Annotated in this window: 14 protein-coding genes and 3 pseudogenes; 6 read left to right on the top strand and 11 right to left on the bottom strand. The window is 75.4% G+C overall.

The features are described 5' to 3' along the window. From ACLQ14_RS09660 to ACLQ14_RS09635, 6 genes are all read right to left on the bottom strand, one after another. Positions 1–480 carry a DUF421 domain-containing protein gene (locus tag ACLQ14_RS09660; protein ID WP_425812341.1) on the bottom strand — a complete coding sequence of 160 codons (480 nt, stop codon included), beginning with the start codon at positions 478–480 and terminating at the stop codon, positions 1–3. An 8-nt stretch (positions 481–488) separates the two neighbouring features. After that, positions 489–1,025, bottom strand: coding sequence for a hypothetical protein (locus ACLQ14_RS09655; protein ID WP_425812339.1), 537 nt, complete (start codon positions 1,023–1,025; stop codon positions 489–491). A 49-nt stretch (positions 1,026–1,074) separates the two neighbouring features. Then, positions 1,075–1,764, bottom strand: coding sequence for a sirohydrochlorin chelatase (locus tag ACLQ14_RS09650; protein ID WP_425812337.1), 690 nt, complete (start codon positions 1,762–1,764; stop codon positions 1,075–1,077). 107 nt (positions 1,765–1,871) lie between these two features. Then, complete coding sequence (locus ACLQ14_RS09645; protein WP_425812335.1) at positions 1,872–2,783, bottom strand: hypothetical protein; 912 nt, start codon at positions 2,781–2,783, stop codon at positions 1,872–1,874. A gap of 129 nt (positions 2,784–2,912) precedes the next feature. Further along, the gene (locus tag ACLQ14_RS09640) at positions 2,913–3,593 is read right to left on the bottom strand and encodes a LuxR C-terminal-related transcriptional regulator (RefSeq protein ID WP_425812333.1); all 681 of its coding nucleotides are present in this window, start codon (positions 3,591–3,593) and stop codon (positions 2,913–2,915) included. Continuing rightward, entirely contained in the window at positions 3,590–4,981 is a 1,392-nt protein-coding gene (locus ACLQ14_RS09635; protein ID WP_425812331.1) for a PspC domain-containing protein, read from the bottom strand. The genes ACLQ14_RS09640 and ACLQ14_RS09635 overlap by 4 nt, the downstream gene beginning before the upstream one ends. A gap of 157 nt (positions 4,982–5,138) precedes the next feature. Here ACLQ14_RS09635 and ACLQ14_RS09630 point away from each other — a divergent pair, with 157 nt between their 5' ends. The 3 genes and pseudogenes from ACLQ14_RS09630 to ACLQ14_RS09620 all read left to right on the top strand — a co-directional run. Beyond that, positions 5,139–6,665, top strand: coding sequence for a PspC domain-containing protein (locus tag ACLQ14_RS09630; protein ID WP_425812329.1), 1,527 nt, complete (start codon positions 5,139–5,141; stop codon positions 6,663–6,665). Then, positions 6,665–7,243 carry a hypothetical protein gene (locus ACLQ14_RS09625; protein WP_425812327.1) on the top strand — a complete coding sequence of 193 codons (579 nt, stop codon included), beginning with the start codon at positions 6,665–6,667 and terminating at the stop codon, positions 7,241–7,243. The genes ACLQ14_RS09630 and ACLQ14_RS09625 overlap by 1 nt, the downstream gene beginning before the upstream one ends. Before the next feature lie 219 nt (positions 7,244–7,462). Next, positions 7,463–8,149, top strand: a pseudogene (locus tag ACLQ14_RS09620) (glycoside hydrolase family 6 protein); the annotation flags it as partial. Between the two features lie 327 nt (positions 8,150–8,476). Here ACLQ14_RS09620 and ACLQ14_RS09615 read toward each other — a convergent pair. Next, positions 8,477–8,806, bottom strand: a pseudogene (locus ACLQ14_RS09615) (SAF domain-containing protein); the annotation flags it as partial. Positions 8,807–8,994: 188 nt separating this feature from the next. Between ACLQ14_RS09615 and ACLQ14_RS09610 the strand changes: the two are divergent. Beyond that, on the top strand, positions 8,995–9,216 hold the full coding sequence (locus ACLQ14_RS09610; protein WP_425812325.1) for a helix-turn-helix domain-containing protein: 222 nt from the start codon (positions 8,995–8,997) through the stop codon (positions 9,214–9,216). Positions 9,217–9,286: 70 nt separating this feature from the next. On the opposite strand, the gene ACLQ14_RS09605 is transcribed toward ACLQ14_RS09610, so the two are convergent. Continuing rightward, complete coding sequence (locus tag ACLQ14_RS09605) at positions 9,287–9,871, bottom strand: hypothetical protein (RefSeq protein WP_425812323.1); 585 nt, start codon at positions 9,869–9,871, stop codon at positions 9,287–9,289. 215 nt (positions 9,872–10,086) lie between these two features. On the opposite strand from ACLQ14_RS09605, the gene ACLQ14_RS09600 reads away from it, so the two are divergent. Both ACLQ14_RS09600 and ACLQ14_RS09595 read left to right on the top strand, forming a co-directional pair. Further along, the gene (locus tag ACLQ14_RS09600) at positions 10,087–11,073 is read left to right on the top strand and encodes a LysM peptidoglycan-binding domain-containing protein (RefSeq protein ID WP_425812321.1); all 987 of its coding nucleotides are present in this window, start codon (positions 10,087–10,089) and stop codon (positions 11,071–11,073) included. Further along, positions 11,070–11,819: an Rv3235 family protein gene (locus tag ACLQ14_RS09595; RefSeq protein WP_425812319.1), complete on the top strand. Its 750-nt coding sequence runs from the start codon at positions 11,070–11,072 to the stop codon at positions 11,817–11,819. The genes ACLQ14_RS09600 and ACLQ14_RS09595 overlap by 4 nt, the downstream gene beginning before the upstream one ends. A 108-nt stretch (positions 11,820–11,927) precedes the next feature. Here the strand turns inward: ACLQ14_RS09595 and ACLQ14_RS09590 are convergent, their stop codons facing one another. The 3 genes and pseudogenes from ACLQ14_RS09590 to secA form a co-directional block, all read right to left on the bottom strand. Beyond that, positions 11,928–12,599 carry a YceI family protein gene (locus tag ACLQ14_RS09590; RefSeq protein WP_425812317.1) on the bottom strand — a complete coding sequence of 224 codons (672 nt, stop codon included), beginning with the start codon at positions 12,597–12,599 and terminating at the stop codon, positions 11,928–11,930. 176 nt (positions 12,600–12,775) lie between these two features. Then, complete coding sequence (locus tag ACLQ14_RS09585) at positions 12,776–13,219, bottom strand: SEC-C metal-binding domain-containing protein (RefSeq protein ID WP_425812872.1); 444 nt, start codon at positions 13,217–13,219, stop codon at positions 12,776–12,778. Between the two features lie 17 nt (positions 13,220–13,236). Beyond that, a pseudogene (gene secA / locus ACLQ14_RS09580) lies at positions 13,237–15,736 on the bottom strand (preprotein translocase subunit SecA); the annotation flags it as partial. Positions 15,737–15,808 lie beyond the last annotated feature (72 nt).

The following is a 15,808-nucleotide window of genomic DNA, read 5'->3' as shown; positions in this document are numbered from 1 at the left end:
TCACCCCTCCGGGCGGTCGGCCGGCTCCTGCTCGCGCTGCTCGTCGCGCGTGAAGAAGGACATCTGGCCGTTCGCCTCCAGCACCGCGACCCGGATGTCGCGCACGTGCTCCACCCCGTGCTGGCGGGCGGCGTCGAGCAGGTCGTCGAGCGACACGCGCTCGCGCTTCATCACGTCGTAGGCGGGCTCGCCGTCTGCCACGATCACGACGGGCATGCCGTGCACCACGGGACGCGCGCGCGGGAAGCGCGAGCCGACCCAGGTCAGCACGATCGTGAGCAGCGCGAACGTCCCGACCGCGAGCACCGACGCCGTCACCGAGTAGTCCTGCTGCGTGACGCCCTGCTGGATCAGGTCGCCCATGGTCACGAACAGCACGAGCTGGAAGGTGCTGAGCTCGCCGAGCGTCGACCGTCCGACGACCCGGGTCACGAACCACAGGAAGCAGAACAGCACGAGCGCGCGGACGACGATCTCCATGGCAGCTCCTAGGGCAGCAGCGTGGTGCGGAACGGGGTGGACGCGACCTCGCGCCCGTCGACGACGACGGCGACCCGGCCCGACGCGCCCCGGTGGCTCGAGGGCTGGATGTACGCGTCGAACGACACCGCGAACGTGTCGCCAGCGGGCGCGCTGAACGTCCAGGTGTCGTCCGTGCCGTCGGACGTCTCGTCGCTCGGCTCGGGGTCGAGGCCCTGGCTCTCGAAGATGTCGAAGTACGACGAGGTGACGCGCAGGGTGATCTGGTCCCCGAAGCCGCCCGGGTGCTGGACCGTCACCGTCCACGGGGCGTCGAGCCCGGCGCGCGCGATGCGCGCGTAGTGGACGCTCACCGTCCAGTCGCCGTCGGTGCGCGTCGTCGTCGAGGTCCACAGCCCGAACAGGTTGAGGGCCCCCGCCAGCACCACGACCAGCAGCGCGACGGTCCCGATCCGACGTGCCAGGACCGGCCGGGGTCCTTCGTCGACGGCCCGCGGCGGGTCGAGGGTGGCGAGCGACGGCGTCGGCCGCGGGTCGGAGGTCACCCCCTGATCGTGGCCCAGCCTCCCGGCGGTCGCTCGCGCAGCCGGGCCGTCAGAGCCGGGCGGCCGCGTCGTACCGGTCGAGGACGATCGCCGCGAGCTCCGCCGCCGGGGCGAGCGGGGCGGACACCACGTCGGCCCCGGCGCCCGCGAGCTGGTCGTGGAAGAACCCGGGCGCGAGCAGGTACGACGCCACGACGACGCGCTCCGCCCCGGCCGCGCGGGCCGCCTCGACCGCCTGCGCCACCGACGGGCGCGCGATCGAGCCGTAGCCGACGGTCACGGGTCCGTCCCAGCGGGAGGCGAACGCCGCGACCACGGCCTCCACGTCCGCGACGGCGCGCGCGTCGCTCGAGCCCGCGGCAGCGACGACGACGGCGTCGCCCGCCTCCGCGCCCGCCTCCAGCACGCGCCGGTGCAGGAGCGCGACGAGCCGCTCGTCGGGACCGAGCGCGTCGGCGGCCACGGTGTCGGGACGGCCGCCGGCGGCCTCCGCGATGTCGACGTACACGTGGAAACCCGCGGACAGCAGCAGCGGCACCACGACGGCGGGCACGCCGCCCGGGACGGTGCCGAGCACCTCCTCGACCTGCGGCTCCTGCACGTCGACGTACGTCTCGAGGACCGCGAGGCCCGGGCGGGCGGCCCGCGCGTCGTCGAGGATGCTGCGGATCGCGGCCTGGCCGGCGCGGTTCGCGGTGCCGTGGGAGCAGCCCACCAGCGTGGGAGCGGTCGTCGTCACGGCACCACCCTAGGGTTCCGCGAGGCCCCGCCCGGCAAGCGGTCCGCGCCTCGAGCGAGCGGCCCGCCGCCACGTGCTCGGCGTGCGGGCCCGCTTGCCCGTGGAGGTCAGGGCCGGGCGCCCTCGTCGGCCTCTGGCTCGTCGGTCGGCAGCGCAGTCCTGGGCGCCGCGGACGGCGGCGTGTCCGACAGCGGCGCCTCGGGCTGCGGCTCCGTCGCCGGCGGAGTCGCCGAGGGGGCGGCGCCGCTCGGGGCCGCGGCCGCGGGCTGCGACGGCTCCGCGGGCGACGGTGCGGCGTGCGCGGGCTCGGCGTGCGCGGGCTCGGCGTGCGCGGGCTCGGCGTGCGCCGGAGCAGCGGCCGCGGGAGCAGCGGCGGCGAGCGCAGCGGGCGACGACGGCGCCGGGGACTCGGGCGGCGTGGCGGCCCGCGCCGACGTGCGCTCCACGGGAGGCGCCGCGGCCTCGCGCGGCGGTGCCGCCGGGCGGGTCGGCTCGGCCGGCGTGACCGGTGCGCTGGGTCGAACCGGCGCCACCGGTGCGGCCGACGCCCCCGCCGCCCCGGCGGGCACGACGTCGAGGACGCTCACGTCGCCGCGGCCCAGGCGCCGCAGCGCGATGCCGATGAGCAGGAAGAGCAGGCCGCACGCCACCACGAGCAGCGCGACGCCGAACGCGACGACCGACGTGAACAACGACGCCCGCAGGAACGACGCGTTCATCACGGTGGCCCGGCTCGGGTCGTCCTGGGGCAGCTCGGCGTACGTCTTGCCGCCGGTCATGGCGAGCGCGTGCTTGTTGATGACCTCGGCCTGGGAGTAGGCGGTCAGGGGGTCCTGGACCCGGGCGCCCCCGAAGAACTGCGCGTCGTCGGAGACGGTGATGTTCTCGTCCCGGAGCTGCGACGTGACCATCCCGTAGGTGACGCCCCCGGCGAGGATCATGATGATCCCCACGATGATCGAGAAGAGCCCGATCCCGCGCACCCCGCGCACGGGCCGGACGGTGACGCTGCTGGACATGGTGAGTTCCCCTCGGTGAGTCGGGTCGCGCACGTGCCACGGGCAGGCTCCTGACCTGCCCCGACATTCACGGTAGACCGGACACCGGGCCGCCGCTCGGCGGCACGACGGGACGCGCGGCTCCTCGGCTCAGAGGATCCGGCGCGCGGCCGCCCACCGGGTGAGCTCGTGCCGCGACGAGAGCTGGAGCTTGCGCAGCACCGCGGAGACGTGCGTCTCGACCGTCTTGACGGAGATGAAGAGCTTGCTCGCGACCTCGCGGTAGGTGTACCCCCGGGCGATCAGCCGCATGACCTCCTGCTCGCGCGCGGACAGCCGGTCGAGCTCGTCGTCGGCGATCGCGACGTCGCCCATGCCCGTGCCGAACGCGTCGAGGACGAACCCGGCGAGCCGGGGCGAGAAGACGGCGTCGCCGGCGGCGACGCGCTGGATCGCGCCCGACAGCTCGGGCCCCGTGATCGCCTTGGTGACGTACCCGCGAGCGCCGGCGCGGATCACAGCGACCACGTCCTCCGCGGCGTCGGACACGGACAGCGCCAGGAAGCGGGTGCCGGGCGCGAGGTCGGCGCACCGGCGAGCCACCTCGGCGCCGCCCCCGCCGAGGCCGCCCGGCAGGTGCACGTCGAGGAGGACCACGGCGGGGCGCAGGGCGTGCGCGGCCTCGACGGCGGCGTCGACGTCCGCGGCCTCGCCGACCACGTTCACGCGCGCGTCGAGGCTCGCGCGGACGCCCGCGCGGAACATCAGGTGGTCGTCGACGAGCAGCACGTCGACGGGCGCGGGCGCACCAGCGGCGGGGTCGGTGCTCACGGGGTGGCCTCCTCGGTCGGGGTCCGGTGGTGGGGTGGCTGGTCGGGGCCGGACGCCGCGCCGGGCGGGGCTGCGTCGGGCGCGGGCGCCGGCCGGGCGCGCGTCGCCGCGCGGGGCATCTCGAGGTGCACCTCGGTGCCCCAGTCGGGCCGGCTCTCGACGACGGCGCTCCCGCCCCGGCGCTGCACGCGGCCCAGGATCGACTCGCGCACGCCGAAGCGGTCGTGGGGGACGTCGTCGAGCTCGAAGCCGTCCCCGCGGTCCCGCACGAACACCTCGACCGCGTCGGCGCGGACCTCGAGGTAGAGCGACACGGGCGGCGCGCCGTGCCGGACGGCGTTGAGCAGCGCCTCGCGGGCGGCGCGGAGCAGGGCCGAGGTGTCGTCGTCGGGCACGCAGTCCCCCACGACGACGACCTCGACGGCCACGGCGTGCGCGTCCTCGACCTGCCCGACGAGCTCGCGCACGTCGGCGGCGAGCGACGTGCCGCTGACCGCCCGGTCGGTGTAGAGCCACTCGCGCAGCTCGCGCTCCTGCGCGCGGGCGAGGCGGGCGACCTGGTCGGCGTCGTCGGCCGACGCGCGGATGAGGGCGAGGGTCTGGAGGACCGAGTCGTGCAGGTGCGCCGCGATGTCGGCGCGCTCGGCCTCGCGGGCGCGGGCGGCCCGCTCGTCCCCGAGCGCCCGGACGAGCCTGAGCCACCACGGCGCGAGGACGAGGGCGGCGCCGGCGAGCACCGCGACCGCGGCGACCCAGGCGCGCGCCATGTCGGCGGTCGACGACGTGCGCCCGACGAGCAGCAGCGCCCCGACCAGGACGAGCAGCAGGCCGCCCCCGAGGCGGAGGACCGAGCCGGGGGTGCGCCCGCCCGCGTGGGAGAGCATGCGGCCGCGCTGGGCGGCGTCGAGCTGGCTCCAGGCGAGCGCGAGCCCCGCGAGCAGGACGAGCACGGGCAGCGCCCAGCCGGCGTTGACATCCCAGCCGAGGCGCTCGGCGACGAGGATCCCCGCGGCCGCGAGAAGGATGGCGCCGGCGAGCACGTCCCGGACGGGGAACGTGCGGCGCTCGCTGCGCAGCCGCCGGGCGAGCCGCTGCAGCTCGGCGGGACGCGACTCCTCGGCGGCCGCGTGCGGGTCGCCCACGGGGATCGTGATCCACCAGAACACGTACAGGAGGATCCCGACGCCGGACAGCCCGGCGAGGATCATCGCGAGGCGCACGGTGCGGACCGGGATGCCGACGTGCGCGGCGACGCCCGCGCACACCCCGCCGACGCGTCGGCCCGCCTCCGGGCGCAGCAGCGGCGGGCGGGCCGGGAGCGCCGCGCCCCCGCGCGTGCCCGGGGCGGGCTGCGCGGGCGCAGGCGTCGGTCCGGGCAGGGTGGTCATGTCCCGATCGTGGCACGCCGGGCGGGGCGGGGAGGCATCCGGGCGCCCCCTGGGCCCGAGAATCAGGGGCTTTCTCCCCGCTCCAGGGGTGGGGTCAGGGTCGGATCAGGGCTCCACCGCATGGCCCGCGGCACCCCCGCGCGACGACGATGGAGCCATGAACACGACGACTGGCGCCCCGGGCTCGGAGCCCGGGGGCACGACGCAGGGACAGGGGGCGCCGCAAGGTGACCTCCCGCCGCAGGGGCCGACGCCCCACGGGGACTCGTTCTGGGAGTGGATCGACCGCCTCGGCCTCCGCCGCACCGACGACCGCTGGGTCTCCGGCACCGCCGGCGGCGTCGCGCGTCGCCTCGGCCTCGACCCCCTCCTGGTGCGCGGCATCTGGTTCGTGCTCTGCCTGGTCGCCGGCGCCGGCCTCGTGCTCTACGCGATCGCGTGGGCGCTGCTGCCCGACGACCGGAACGGCCGCAGCCTCCTGCGCGACGCCGTCCACGGGCAGTTCCGCGGGGAGATGGTGGGCCCGATCGTCGCATTCATCCTCGGCGTGAACTGGCGCCTCGGCGCCTGGAGCTGGTGGCGCGGCGACGACTGGATCGCCGGCATCTTCTGGCTCTGCCTGTTGGCCGGCGTCGCCGTGATCGTGGCGGCGGTGCTCGGGTCGCGCGGCACGTGGGGTCCGTCCTCGGGCCCGCAGTACCCGGGAGCCCCGCAGCCGCCGTCGTCGACGCAGCAGTACCCGACCGCGCAGCAGCCGACCACTCCCTACCCGACTGCCCGGTACCCGTCCGCCCCGGTCGGCGGCGCCGTCCCGCCGGCTCCGCCCACGCCGGGGGCCCCGACCGCGTCGTTCTCGGCCCCGGCGGCGCCCTCCCCCGCCGCCGCGCCCTACGCGGCCGCGCCGTACGCGGCCGCGCCGTACGGCGCCCCGGCGAGCGTCCGCGCACCCCAGCCGCTGCCCGTGCCGGACCTCACGCTCCCGACGCCGCCGCTCGCCACGAAGGACCGTCGCGACCCCGGTCGCCGGCGAGGGTCGGGCGCGGTCGCGAGCGCCGTCGTCGGGCTCTGCCTCGTCGCGGGTGCCGTCGTGTTCGGCCTGGACCGGGGCGACCACCTCTCGTCCCCGTGGCTCGTGTGGGGCGGCGTGAGCCTCGTGCTCCTCGGGCTCGGCATCGTGGTCGCCGGGCTGCGGGGTCGCGGCTCGGGCGGCCTGACGACGCTCGCGATCCTCCTCGGCGTCGTCGTGCTGCCCGCAGCGACGCTCGACAGCAGCGGGGCGTTCGACGGCGACGTGCGCGCCATCGCACCCGACACACCCGTCGTCGCGACGGACGTGACGAGCGCCGAGGACGGCTATACCTACTCGGTCGGCGACCTCACGGTGGATCTCACCGGTCTCCCGCTCCCCGCCGCCGGAGGGACACCGGTCGAGGTTCCCGTGAAGCTCGGGGCCGGCGACACCACGATCCAGGTGCCCCAGGGCGCCGAGGTCAGGGCCACGGTCCACCTGTTCGCGGGCGACGTGGACTGGCTCGTCGGCCCGACCGCCGACCACCAGTCGCGCCACGGCGGGCACGCCAACCGCGACACCTTCGAGACCGCCGGCGTCGCCGCGGGCGGCACCCCGCAGCTCGTGCTCGACATCAGCTCCGGGGCCGGCACCGTGACCATCGAGGAGAAGTGATGACCACCCAGCAGCCCGGGACCGGACCGGTCCCCGACGGCACCGAGGGCCCCGAGGGCACGTCCGGCGACGACACCCAGCGCCTCGACGCCGTGTCCGACGGCGGCGCCCCGACCGAGCGCCTGGACCTCGCCCGCGACGACGCCCACGACGGCGGCACGCGGATCCTGCCCGCCGCGGAGGAGCCCTCGGGCGTCGACGCGCTCTGGGGCCTCGGCCGTCCCGACGACGCCGCGGCGAGCTCGTCCGTAGGCTCCGGCGAGGCCTGGTCGTCGGCCGCCGCCGGCCCGACGACGGCCGCAGCATCGTCCCCGTCGGCCGCGCCGTCCGCGCCCATGGCGTCGGACGAGCCGTCGGCGCCGACGCAGCCCCGGGAGCGAACCGGGCGGCGAGGGGTCCGCGTGGGCGCCGTCGTCTGGGGCCTCGTGGTGGCCGTGTGCGGCGTCCTGGCGCTCGCCGCGGCGGGCGGCGCGAGCATCGACGGCGGCACGGTCGCGATCGCGATCCTCGGCGGTGCCGGCGTCGCGCTCGTCCTCGGCTCGATCGTCACGGGGCTGCGCCGCCGCGACCCGCGCTGACCCTCCCGCGTGTGGGCATCCGTTCTGCTGTCCTCGCCCGGGCGAGGACAGCAGAACGGATGCCCACACGCCGGTTCCGGGTCGGCTTGACCGCGCGAGAGGCGACGGCCTAACGTAGCGTCGCTCGCTCGTGTGACCTGCGGCACATGCCGTACGTCCTGCGGGCGTGCAGTCCGAGACAACGACGTCCCGGACTTCTACGAGTGTGGGAGCGCTTCCATGAAGACTGGCACCGCGCACAGCACGACCGGCCGCTCACCAGCACGGGCGCTCCCCGCACGACGACGGCGCGTCGCGTCCGTGGTCGCCCTCGTCGCCCTCACCGTCTCGGTGGGCGCGACGGCGCTCCCGGCGTCGGCGGCCTCCCCCGGCGCCACCACGGCGGCCGGCTCCCCGTCGGCGACCGCCACGCCGTCACAGCTGTGGGTCGACCCGGACAGCACGACCCTGCAGGCGGCCCGGACGCTGACCGGCCAGGCCCGCGACGACGCGGTGCAGCTCGGCTCGTTCGCGTCCGCCACCTGGATCACGTCCGGGACACCGGCCGAGGCGCAGGCCGAGGCCCGACGGGTGACGACGTCCGCGGCCGACGACGGCGCCGTTCCGACGATCATCGTCTACGACATCCCGTATCGCGACTGCGCCCAGTACTCGGCCGGCGGGGCGCAGGACACGGCGGCCTACGAGGCCTTCGTCGACGGCGTCGCCGCCGGGATCGGCGACCGGCCCGCGATCGTCGTCCTCGAGCCCGACGGGCTCGGCATCATCCCGTGGAACACCGACCTGAACGGGACTGCGGAGTGGTGCCAGCCGGCCGCCGTCGACCGCGCCACGGCCGTCTCCGACCGGTACGCGCAGCTGAACCACGCCGTGGACGCCCTCAAGGCCGGGGACAGGACGAAGGTCTACCTCGACGGCACGCACGACGGCTGGCTCGGCGCGGGGGACGCCGCCGACCGGCTGATCAAGGCGGGCGTCGAGCGGGCCGACGACGAGGCTCGAGCCGGGCTCGTCGACCTGCTCGACGACGGCGCCCTGCGTGAGGCGCCGGGGCGCCGCGCCGTCCCCGCCGGAGTCTCCCCCGACGACGCCGGACGCCTGCTTGGGCACGAACCACAGGTCGACGGTCGAGCCGGTGCTGACGCGCTCCGAGAGGGTCCCGCTCACGGGCACGGCGACCGCGCGGACCTCGACGTCGGACGCCTTGCCGAGGACGGTGCGCGGCACGAGCTCGCCCGAGCGGACGACCCCGGTGGCCACGGCGCCCGCGACCAGGCCGTCGTCCTCGGGTGCGAGGTACCGCGCGGACTCGCCCCCGAGGTTCACGTCGACGACGCGCAGGTCGGACGCGGAGACCGGGTCGCCGGGGACGAGGTCGTGCGCCGCCACGTACACGGGGGCCGTGTCCCGCGCGGACGACACGACGGTCGCCCCGAGCGCGACCGAGCCCGCGACGAGGGCGCACCCGACGAGCAGGCGGGGGTCCCGCCAGGTGGGTTGTCGCAGGCGCGGCGCGACGGGGGTGGGGAGGGGCTCGAGGGTCGGCCGGAGGGTCGTCGTCATCGTCGGTCCGTCTCTGGGGAAAGGTCGGCGTGGTCGGTGGGTCGGCGGCGGCGCGGCGGGTGCGCGCCGGCACGTCCGGGCGGACGCGGAAGCTCGCAGTCTCTCGCGCGAAGGACGGCGGAGGGCCGGCCGTCCACCGACCTGTGGAGAACCGGCTCGGGACGTCGCCGGCATGGAAGACTCGGGGCATGGCTTCCCGGTTCCTCACGCTCGCCGACGTCAAGGAGGCGCTGAACGTCTCGGCGGCCCAGGCGTACGCCCTGGTCCGCTCGGGCGACCTGCCCGCGATCCAGGTCGGCGGGCGCGGCCAGTGGCGGGTCGAGGCGACCGCGCTCGAGGACTACATCCAGCGCATGTACGCGCAGACGCGCGCGCGGATCGACGCGGGCACGCTCGACGAGCGCGAGTGACCGCGCCGTGCTCCCCGGCGGGTCCTGCCTGCCGCACCTGAGCTGAGCCCCCTGCACCCCCGTCACGTCGTCAGACCACCTCGCTGACGCAGAGCACCCGCTCCAGCGGCAGCGCCGTCGTCGAGGACCGCCGCCCTCCGTGCCCCCACCCGCCGAGGTCCGCGCTGCCGACCCCGACCGTGCGCGCGCCGTCCGGCCCGGCGTCGTCGAGCTCGAGGTAGTCCTTGCCCACGCGCGCGATGCGGCCGGCGACGGCGCCGGCCCGCGTGAGCGCGAGCACGCGGACCCGGTCGCGGGCGAGCGCGCGCAGCGCGGAGGAGAGTCCGAGCCGCCGCTCGACGACGCCGGGCCCGGGCGCAGCGAGCGACCCCACGCCCTGCACCCACGAGACGGCCTGGAGGGGGACGAGGTGGCGACGCACGCCCTCCTCGAGCTCGAACCACTGCTCGGCGGCCGAGGCGACCCGCCCGCGCACGAGCGTGCCGTCGTCGAGCGCGACCGTCACGGCCGTCCCGCCGGACGCGCGCAGCCGCGAGGCGAGCGCCACGCCGGCGTGCTCGGCGCGCGTGAGGTCCTCGACACGGGCGTCCAGCTCGCTGCGCGTCATGGCGGCGAGCTGCGCCTCCATGTCCTCGAAGAGGTCGTCCCAGCGCACGCCCACAGGGTGCCCGAGGCACGCGTTGGGCAACACGTTCGTCCGTATGCCGGAACGAAGGCTTGACGAGGAGGCGTCTATCGGCTTTGATCGAGCACAGTCGACATCAAACGACATCAAACGACATCACCAGCCGTCGAGCATCAAGGAGTCCGCCGGCGCCAGGAGCGTCGCACGACCTCCGCGGTCCGCGAGGCTGGCGAGAGGGGAAGACCATGGGCCGGGCCGCACGCCAGGACAGCACCCCCGCCGCGAGGTCGCGCGGCAAGGCCGCCGACGGCGCACGCGCATCGGGCGGGATCGGCGCCCTGGCCGGCCTGCTGGGGCTCGCGGTCGCCGCCCCCGCGCTCGCCGTCTGGCTCGCCGTCGTCGCCCGCGGCCTGCTCGGTCCCGCCCTCGGCGCCGACCTCGCCTTCGCCTCCCGCCTCGACGCCCTCGGCATCGAACGGCTCGTCGCGGTGCCGATCCTGCTCGCCGGCGCCGTCGTCGCCGCGCGGCTCACCGTCCACACGCTGCTCGCCCTCGGGTACGTCGTCGCCGCCCGCGCCGGGCACCCGCTCCCCCGGCTCCGCCGCGTCGTGGCCGACCGGGCGCCCGCCCTCGTCCGCGGGCTCGCGCGCCGTGCCGTCGGTGCGGGCGTCGGGATGAGCCTGGGTGCCGGCGCGGCGCTCGCCGGAACGGCCGCCGCGGTCGCCGCACCGGCCGCAGTGGCGGCGCCCGCCGCCGCGGTCGTCATCCACGAGGGCGCGAGCGCCGGCGCCGACACCGGGTCCGCCGCCGACCGCCCGGACGCCGTCAGGCCGGCCGCGGCGCTCGACCTCGGCTGGCACGGGACCGCCTCGGCCGACGACGGTGCGAAGCCCGCCGCAGCAGCCGAGCCACGCGCGGGCGCGAGCGGGAGCACGCTCGACCTCGGCTGGCACGCGGTCGGGACGGCCACGGGCGCGACCCGGGCGGCCACGGCAGCTCCGGAGGCCCGCGTCGCTGCCAGGACGCCCGCCGCGCCGCGCGGCTCCGAGGTCGTCGTCCGCCGGGGCGACACCCTCTGGGACGTCGCCGCCGCACACCTCGGCCCGGGCGCGTCCGACGCCGAGATCGCCCGCGCCTGGCCGCGCTGGTACGACGCGAACCGGCACGTGATCGGCGCGGATCCCGACCTGCTGCACCCCGGCACCGTGCTCGTCGCACCGGAGTCGGCATGACCGGCCCCGCCGCCGACGGCGCACCCGCCGCGCACCCGCCCGCCACCGACCCGGAGCCCTCGCCCGAGACCACCGCCCCGAAGGAGACCGCGATGACCACCCTCGCCGAGACCGTCCACACCACGCGCCTGGCCTCACCCCGCGCCGCGACGCGCCGCGGCGCGCAGGCCCTTCCCACGCGGGCCTACGGCCAGGCCGACCCACGGCCCGTCGCCCCACCCCGGGTCCGGGCCGTGCCCGCGCCGGCCCGCGGCGACCTGCTCGACGCCGAGCCCGCGCCCGTCGTGCCGCTCGTGCGCGTCAGCGGGCGCCGGGTGGTGGCCGACCTCGACGAGCTCGCCGACCGGGCGCGCCGCCTCACGTCCGGCGACGCCGCAGCGACAGCCGCGCCCGCGCCCGCCGGCGAGCAGTCTGAGCTGCCCGACCCGACGCGCCTGTGCTGCGCCGTCGTGCGCGGGGCCGTGGAGGTGGCGCGCGGCGACCGGCCGGTCGCCCAGCTCGCGCGCTGGGTCAGCCCCGAGGTCCTGGAGGCCCTCAGCACGCGCGCCGCGTTGGTACGGGGGCTGCCGCGCCCGCCCCGCGTGCCCCGTCCTGCGCTCGTCCGGCGGGCGCGCGTCGTCCGGCTGAGCCCGACGAGCGCCGAGGCGAGCGTCGTCGTCGAGGACGTCGACCGGGTCCGCGCGGCCGCGCTCCGCGTCGAGGCGCACCGCGGGCAGTGGCGCGTGGTGGCGCTCGAGATCGGCTGACGTTGGTCGGTGGTTCCGTCGGGCGCTTGTGGCCGGGTCCGCGGGTGGGTCCGGGCAGCCGGGCCCCGCGCCGTCGTCGGACAGGTCAGTCGATGCGCGCGGCGGGATCTAGGCGCGCTGGGTGACGCCGTCGGAGCGGATGAACTCACCCGCGAGCTCGAGGCGCACGGTCTTGGCGACCAGCACTCCACCGGCCTCGAGCGCGACGTTCCACAGGAGGCCGAAGTCCTCGCGGTTGATCTGGGTGGTCGCCGAGAAGCCGAACAGGTCGCGCCCGTACAGGTCGCGGCGGGCGCCGCCGTACTCGACCTCGAGCAGGACGGGGCGGGTCGTGCCGCGGATCGTCAGGTCGCCGAACAGCTGGAAGCGCGGGAGCGTCTTCGGCTCGGGCGGCGTCGCACGGTCGGGGTCGTGGCGGCGGAGCCGCGCCCAGGACAGGATCGGGTCGGGCTCGGCGCTCCGCCAGGTGATACCCGTCGAGCGGAAGTCGATCGTGGGGTGGTCGTCGGCGTCGAGGAAGTCGGCGCTGCGCAGGTGGCCGTCCCGCTCGGAGTTGTCTGTGTCGATCGACGCCGACTCCAGGTGCGCCGTTGCCCACGACTCCATCGGGTCGTCGGCGATGTAGACGTTCGCCCCGCCCGACCGGAACTCGCCGCGGACGGCGCTGATCATCATGTGCGTCGCGTTGAAGCCGAGCCGCATGTGCTCGGTGTCGAGGTGGTAGGCGCCCGGGGCGGGGATGTCGAGGCCGTTCCAGGTCCGTAGGGGCAGGTCGGTCATCGGTCCTCCGGTCGGGGTGCGGCGGGGGCGGGCCGCCGGGCAGTCCTCCGAACTACTTTACGCTTCAACCTCATGCCCGATGCCCGAGGCACCCGTGTCGTTGGTCACGCCGGAACGGCGACGGGCGCCGAGACCCCGTGGGGGTCCCGGCGCCCGTCTGCCCGGTGCGGAGAGGGTCAGTCCTCGTTCTTGCCGTGGCAGAGCTTGTACTTCTTGCCCGAGCCGCACGGGCACTGCGCGTTGCGGGGCGTGCCCGGGAACGTCCGGCCGTCCGACTCCGGCGCACCGACCTCGCCGTGCAGCGCCTTGCGGGCCGCCGACGCGTCGCCGCGCGTGCTCGTCGAGCCGTCGTCCGACGGCGCCGTGTACTGGAGGTTCGCCGGACGCTCGGGTGCGTCCAGGCCCTTGCCGACCAGGCGGCCGGGCGCCGGAGAGGCCGGGGACGCCTGGACCGACTGGCGGTCGGCCTCCAGCTCGCGCGCCGCCTCGACGTCGAGCGCACGGGCCTCCGGGCTCGTCGGGTCGTCGAGCGCCGCGAGCTCCGCGGCAGCGGCCTCCAGCTCGGCGGCGAGGCGCGCCTCGTCGTCGGCCGCGGGAGCCGCCCCGCCGTCGCCGCCCACGGTGATCTCCTCCGCGGGCTGCACCTGGACCTCGAGCTGGAACAGGAACGAGACGGTCTCCTCCTTGATGGCGTCCGTCATCGCCTGGAAGAGCTGGTAGCCCTCGCGCTGGTACTCGACCAGCGGGTCGCGCTGGGCCATCGCGCGCAGGCCGATGCCCTCCTTGAGGTAGTCCATCTCGTAGAGGTGCTCGCGCCACTTGCGGTCCAGGACCGACAGCGTCACGCGCCGCTCGAGCTGGCGCATGTTCTCCTCGCCGAGCTCCTCCTCGCGGGCCTTGTAGGCGTACTCGGCGTCGGACAGGAGCTCCGTGAGCACGACGTCGCGCGTCAGGTGGTGGATCTCCCCCGCCTGCTCGACGACCTCGGCCGGGGTGATCGACACGGGGTAGACCGCGCGGACCGCCGTCCAGAGCGCGTCGAGGTCCCACTGCTCCGGCTGGCCCTCGGCCGTCGCGCCGTCGACGTAGGCGGTGATGACGTCGCGGATGAAGTGCTGCACCTGGTCGACGAGGTCCTCGCCCTCGAGCACGCGGCGGCGCTCGTCGTAGATGACGCTGCGCTGGCGCGACAGGACGTCGTCGTACTTGAGGACGTTCTTGCGGATCTCGAAGTTGCGCGACTCGACCTGCGACTGCGCGCTGCGGATGCCGCGCGTCACCATTTTCGACTCGAGCGGGACGTCGTCCGGGAAGCCGGCGCGGTTCATCATCGACTCGGCGAGACCCGAGTTGAACAGGCGCATGAGGTCGTCCTGCATCGACAGGTAGAACCGGGACTCGCCCGGGTCGCCCTGACGGCCGGAACGACCGCGGAGCTGGTTGTCGATGCGGCGCGACTCGTGGCGCTCGGTGCCCAGCACGTACAGGCCACCGAGGTCGGTGACCTCCTCGTGCTCGGCGGCAACGGCGGTCTTGGCCTTCTCGAGCGCGGCAGGCCACGCGGCCTCGTACTCCTCCGGCGTCTCGTTCGGGTCCAGGCCGGCCTGCGCCAGCGCGTCGACCGCCATGTGCTCGGCGTTGCCACCGAGCATGATGTCGGTACCGCGGCCGGCCATGTTCGTGGCGACGGTGACGGCGCCCTTGCGTCCCGCCTGCGCCACGACGCGGGCCTCGCGCTCGTGCTGCTTCGCGTTGAGGACCTCGTGCGGGACCCCCTGCTTCTTCAGCAGGCTCGACAACAGCTCCGACTTCTCGACGGACGTGGTGCCGACGAGCACCGGCTGGCCCTTCGCGTGCCGCTCGACGATGTCGTCGACGACGGCCCCGAACTTGCCGTCCTCGTTCTTGTACACGAGGTCGGCCTGGTCCATGCGCTGCATCGGGCGGTTCGTCGGGATGGGGACGACGCCCAGCTTGTACGTGCTCTGGAACTCCGCGGCCTCGGTCTCGGCCGTACCGGTCATGCCGGCGAGCTTCTCGTACAGGCGGAAGTAGTTCTGGAGCGTGACCGTGGCGAGCGTCTGGTTCTCAGCCTTGATCTCGACGCCCTCCTTCGCCTCGATGGCCTGGTGCATGCCCTCGTTGTAGCGCCGGCCGGGCAGGATGCGGCCCGTGTGCTCGTCGACGATGAGGACCTCGCCGTTCAGGACGACGTAGTCCTTGTCCCGCTTGAACAGCTCCTTGGCCTTGATGGCGTTGTTGAGGAAGCCGATGAGCGGGGTGTTGAGCGACTCGTACAGGTTGTCGATGCCGAGGTAGTCCTCGACCTTCTCGATGCCCGGCTCGAGCACGCCGACGGTGCGCTTCTTCTCGTCGACCTCGTAGTCGGTGTCCTTCGCGAGGCGGCGAGCGACGCGCGCGAACTCCGTGTACCAGCGGTTCGCGTCGCCCGACGACGGCCCCGAGATGATGAGCGGGGTGCGGGCCTCGTCGATGAGGATCGAGTCGACCTCGTCGACGATCGCGTAGTGGTGGCCGCGCTGCACGAGCTCGTCGGTCGTCCACGCCATGTTGTCGCGCAGGTAGTCGAAGCCGAACTCGTTGTTGGTGCCGTACGTGATGTCCGCGGCGTACTGCTCGCGGCGCTCGGCCGGCGTCTGGCCCGTGAGGATGCAGCCCGTGGTCAGCCCGAGGAACCGGTACACGCGGCCCATGAGGTCGCTCTGGTACTCGGCCAGGTAGTCGTTCACCGTGATGACGTGGACGCCCCTGCCCGTGAGCGCGTTGAGGTACGCGGGCGCCGTCGCGACGAGCGTCTTGCCCTCACCGGTCCTCATCTCGGCGATGTTGCCCATGTGCAGCGTCGCGCCACCCATGAGCTGGACGTCGAAGTGACGCTGCCCGAGGGTGCGGCGCGCCGCCTCGCGGACCGCACCGAACGCCTCCGGCAGGAGGTCGTCGAGGGTCTCCCCCGCCGCGAGCCGTTCCTTGAAGCGGACGGTCTCCTCGCGCAGCTCGGCGTCGGTGAGCTCGGTGAAGCTGGGCTCGAGCCGGTTGATCTGCTCGGCGAGGCCGCTCAGCTTCTTGAGGATCCGGCCCTCGCCGATGCGCAGGACCTTGTCGACAATCGCAGGCACGCACGTCTCCGTTCGGTGGGATCCCGGTCGGGCGACCGGGTACGGCGCCCTCCACCACGAGGGTGCACCGGG

The organism is Luteimicrobium sp. DT211 (assembly GCF_049844995.1).
In the GTDB taxonomy this organism is placed as follows: Bacteria; Actinomycetota; Actinomycetes; order Actinomycetales; family Cellulomonadaceae; genus Luteimicrobium.
Note: the sequence above shows the minus strand (reverse complement) of the source record. Positions and strands in the feature narration are given on the sequence as shown.

Excerpts from the sequence above, each read along its gene's own strand:
- ACLQ14_RS09660 (WP_425812341.1), bottom strand. The coding sequence starts at position 480 with ATGGAGATCGTCGTCCGCGCGCTCGTGCTGTTCTGCTTCCTGTGGTTC.
- ACLQ14_RS09645 (WP_425812335.1), bottom strand. The coding sequence starts at position 2,783 with ATGTCCAGCAGCGTCACCGTCCGGCCCGTGCGCGGGGTGCGCGGGATC.
- ACLQ14_RS09635 (WP_425812331.1), bottom strand. The coding sequence starts at position 4,981 with ATGACCACCCTGCCCGGACCGACGCCTGCGCCCGCGCAGCCCGCCCCG.
- ACLQ14_RS09630 (WP_425812329.1), top strand. The coding sequence starts at position 5,139 with ATGAACACGACGACTGGCGCCCCGGGCTCGGAGCCCGGGGGCACGACG.
- ACLQ14_RS09625 (WP_425812327.1), top strand. The coding sequence starts at position 6,665 with ATGACCACCCAGCAGCCCGGGACCGGACCGGTCCCCGACGGCACCGAG.
- ACLQ14_RS09610 (WP_425812325.1), top strand. The coding sequence starts at position 8,995 with ATGGCTTCCCGGTTCCTCACGCTCGCCGACGTCAAGGAGGCGCTGAAC.
- ACLQ14_RS09600 (WP_425812321.1), top strand. The coding sequence starts at position 10,087 with ATGGGCCGGGCCGCACGCCAGGACAGCACCCCCGCCGCGAGGTCGCGC.
- ACLQ14_RS09595 (WP_425812319.1), top strand. The coding sequence starts at position 11,070 with ATGACCGGCCCCGCCGCCGACGGCGCACCCGCCGCGCACCCGCCCGCC.
- ACLQ14_RS09590 (WP_425812317.1), bottom strand. The coding sequence starts at position 12,599 with ATGACCGACCTGCCCCTACGGACCTGGAACGGCCTCGACATCCCCGCC.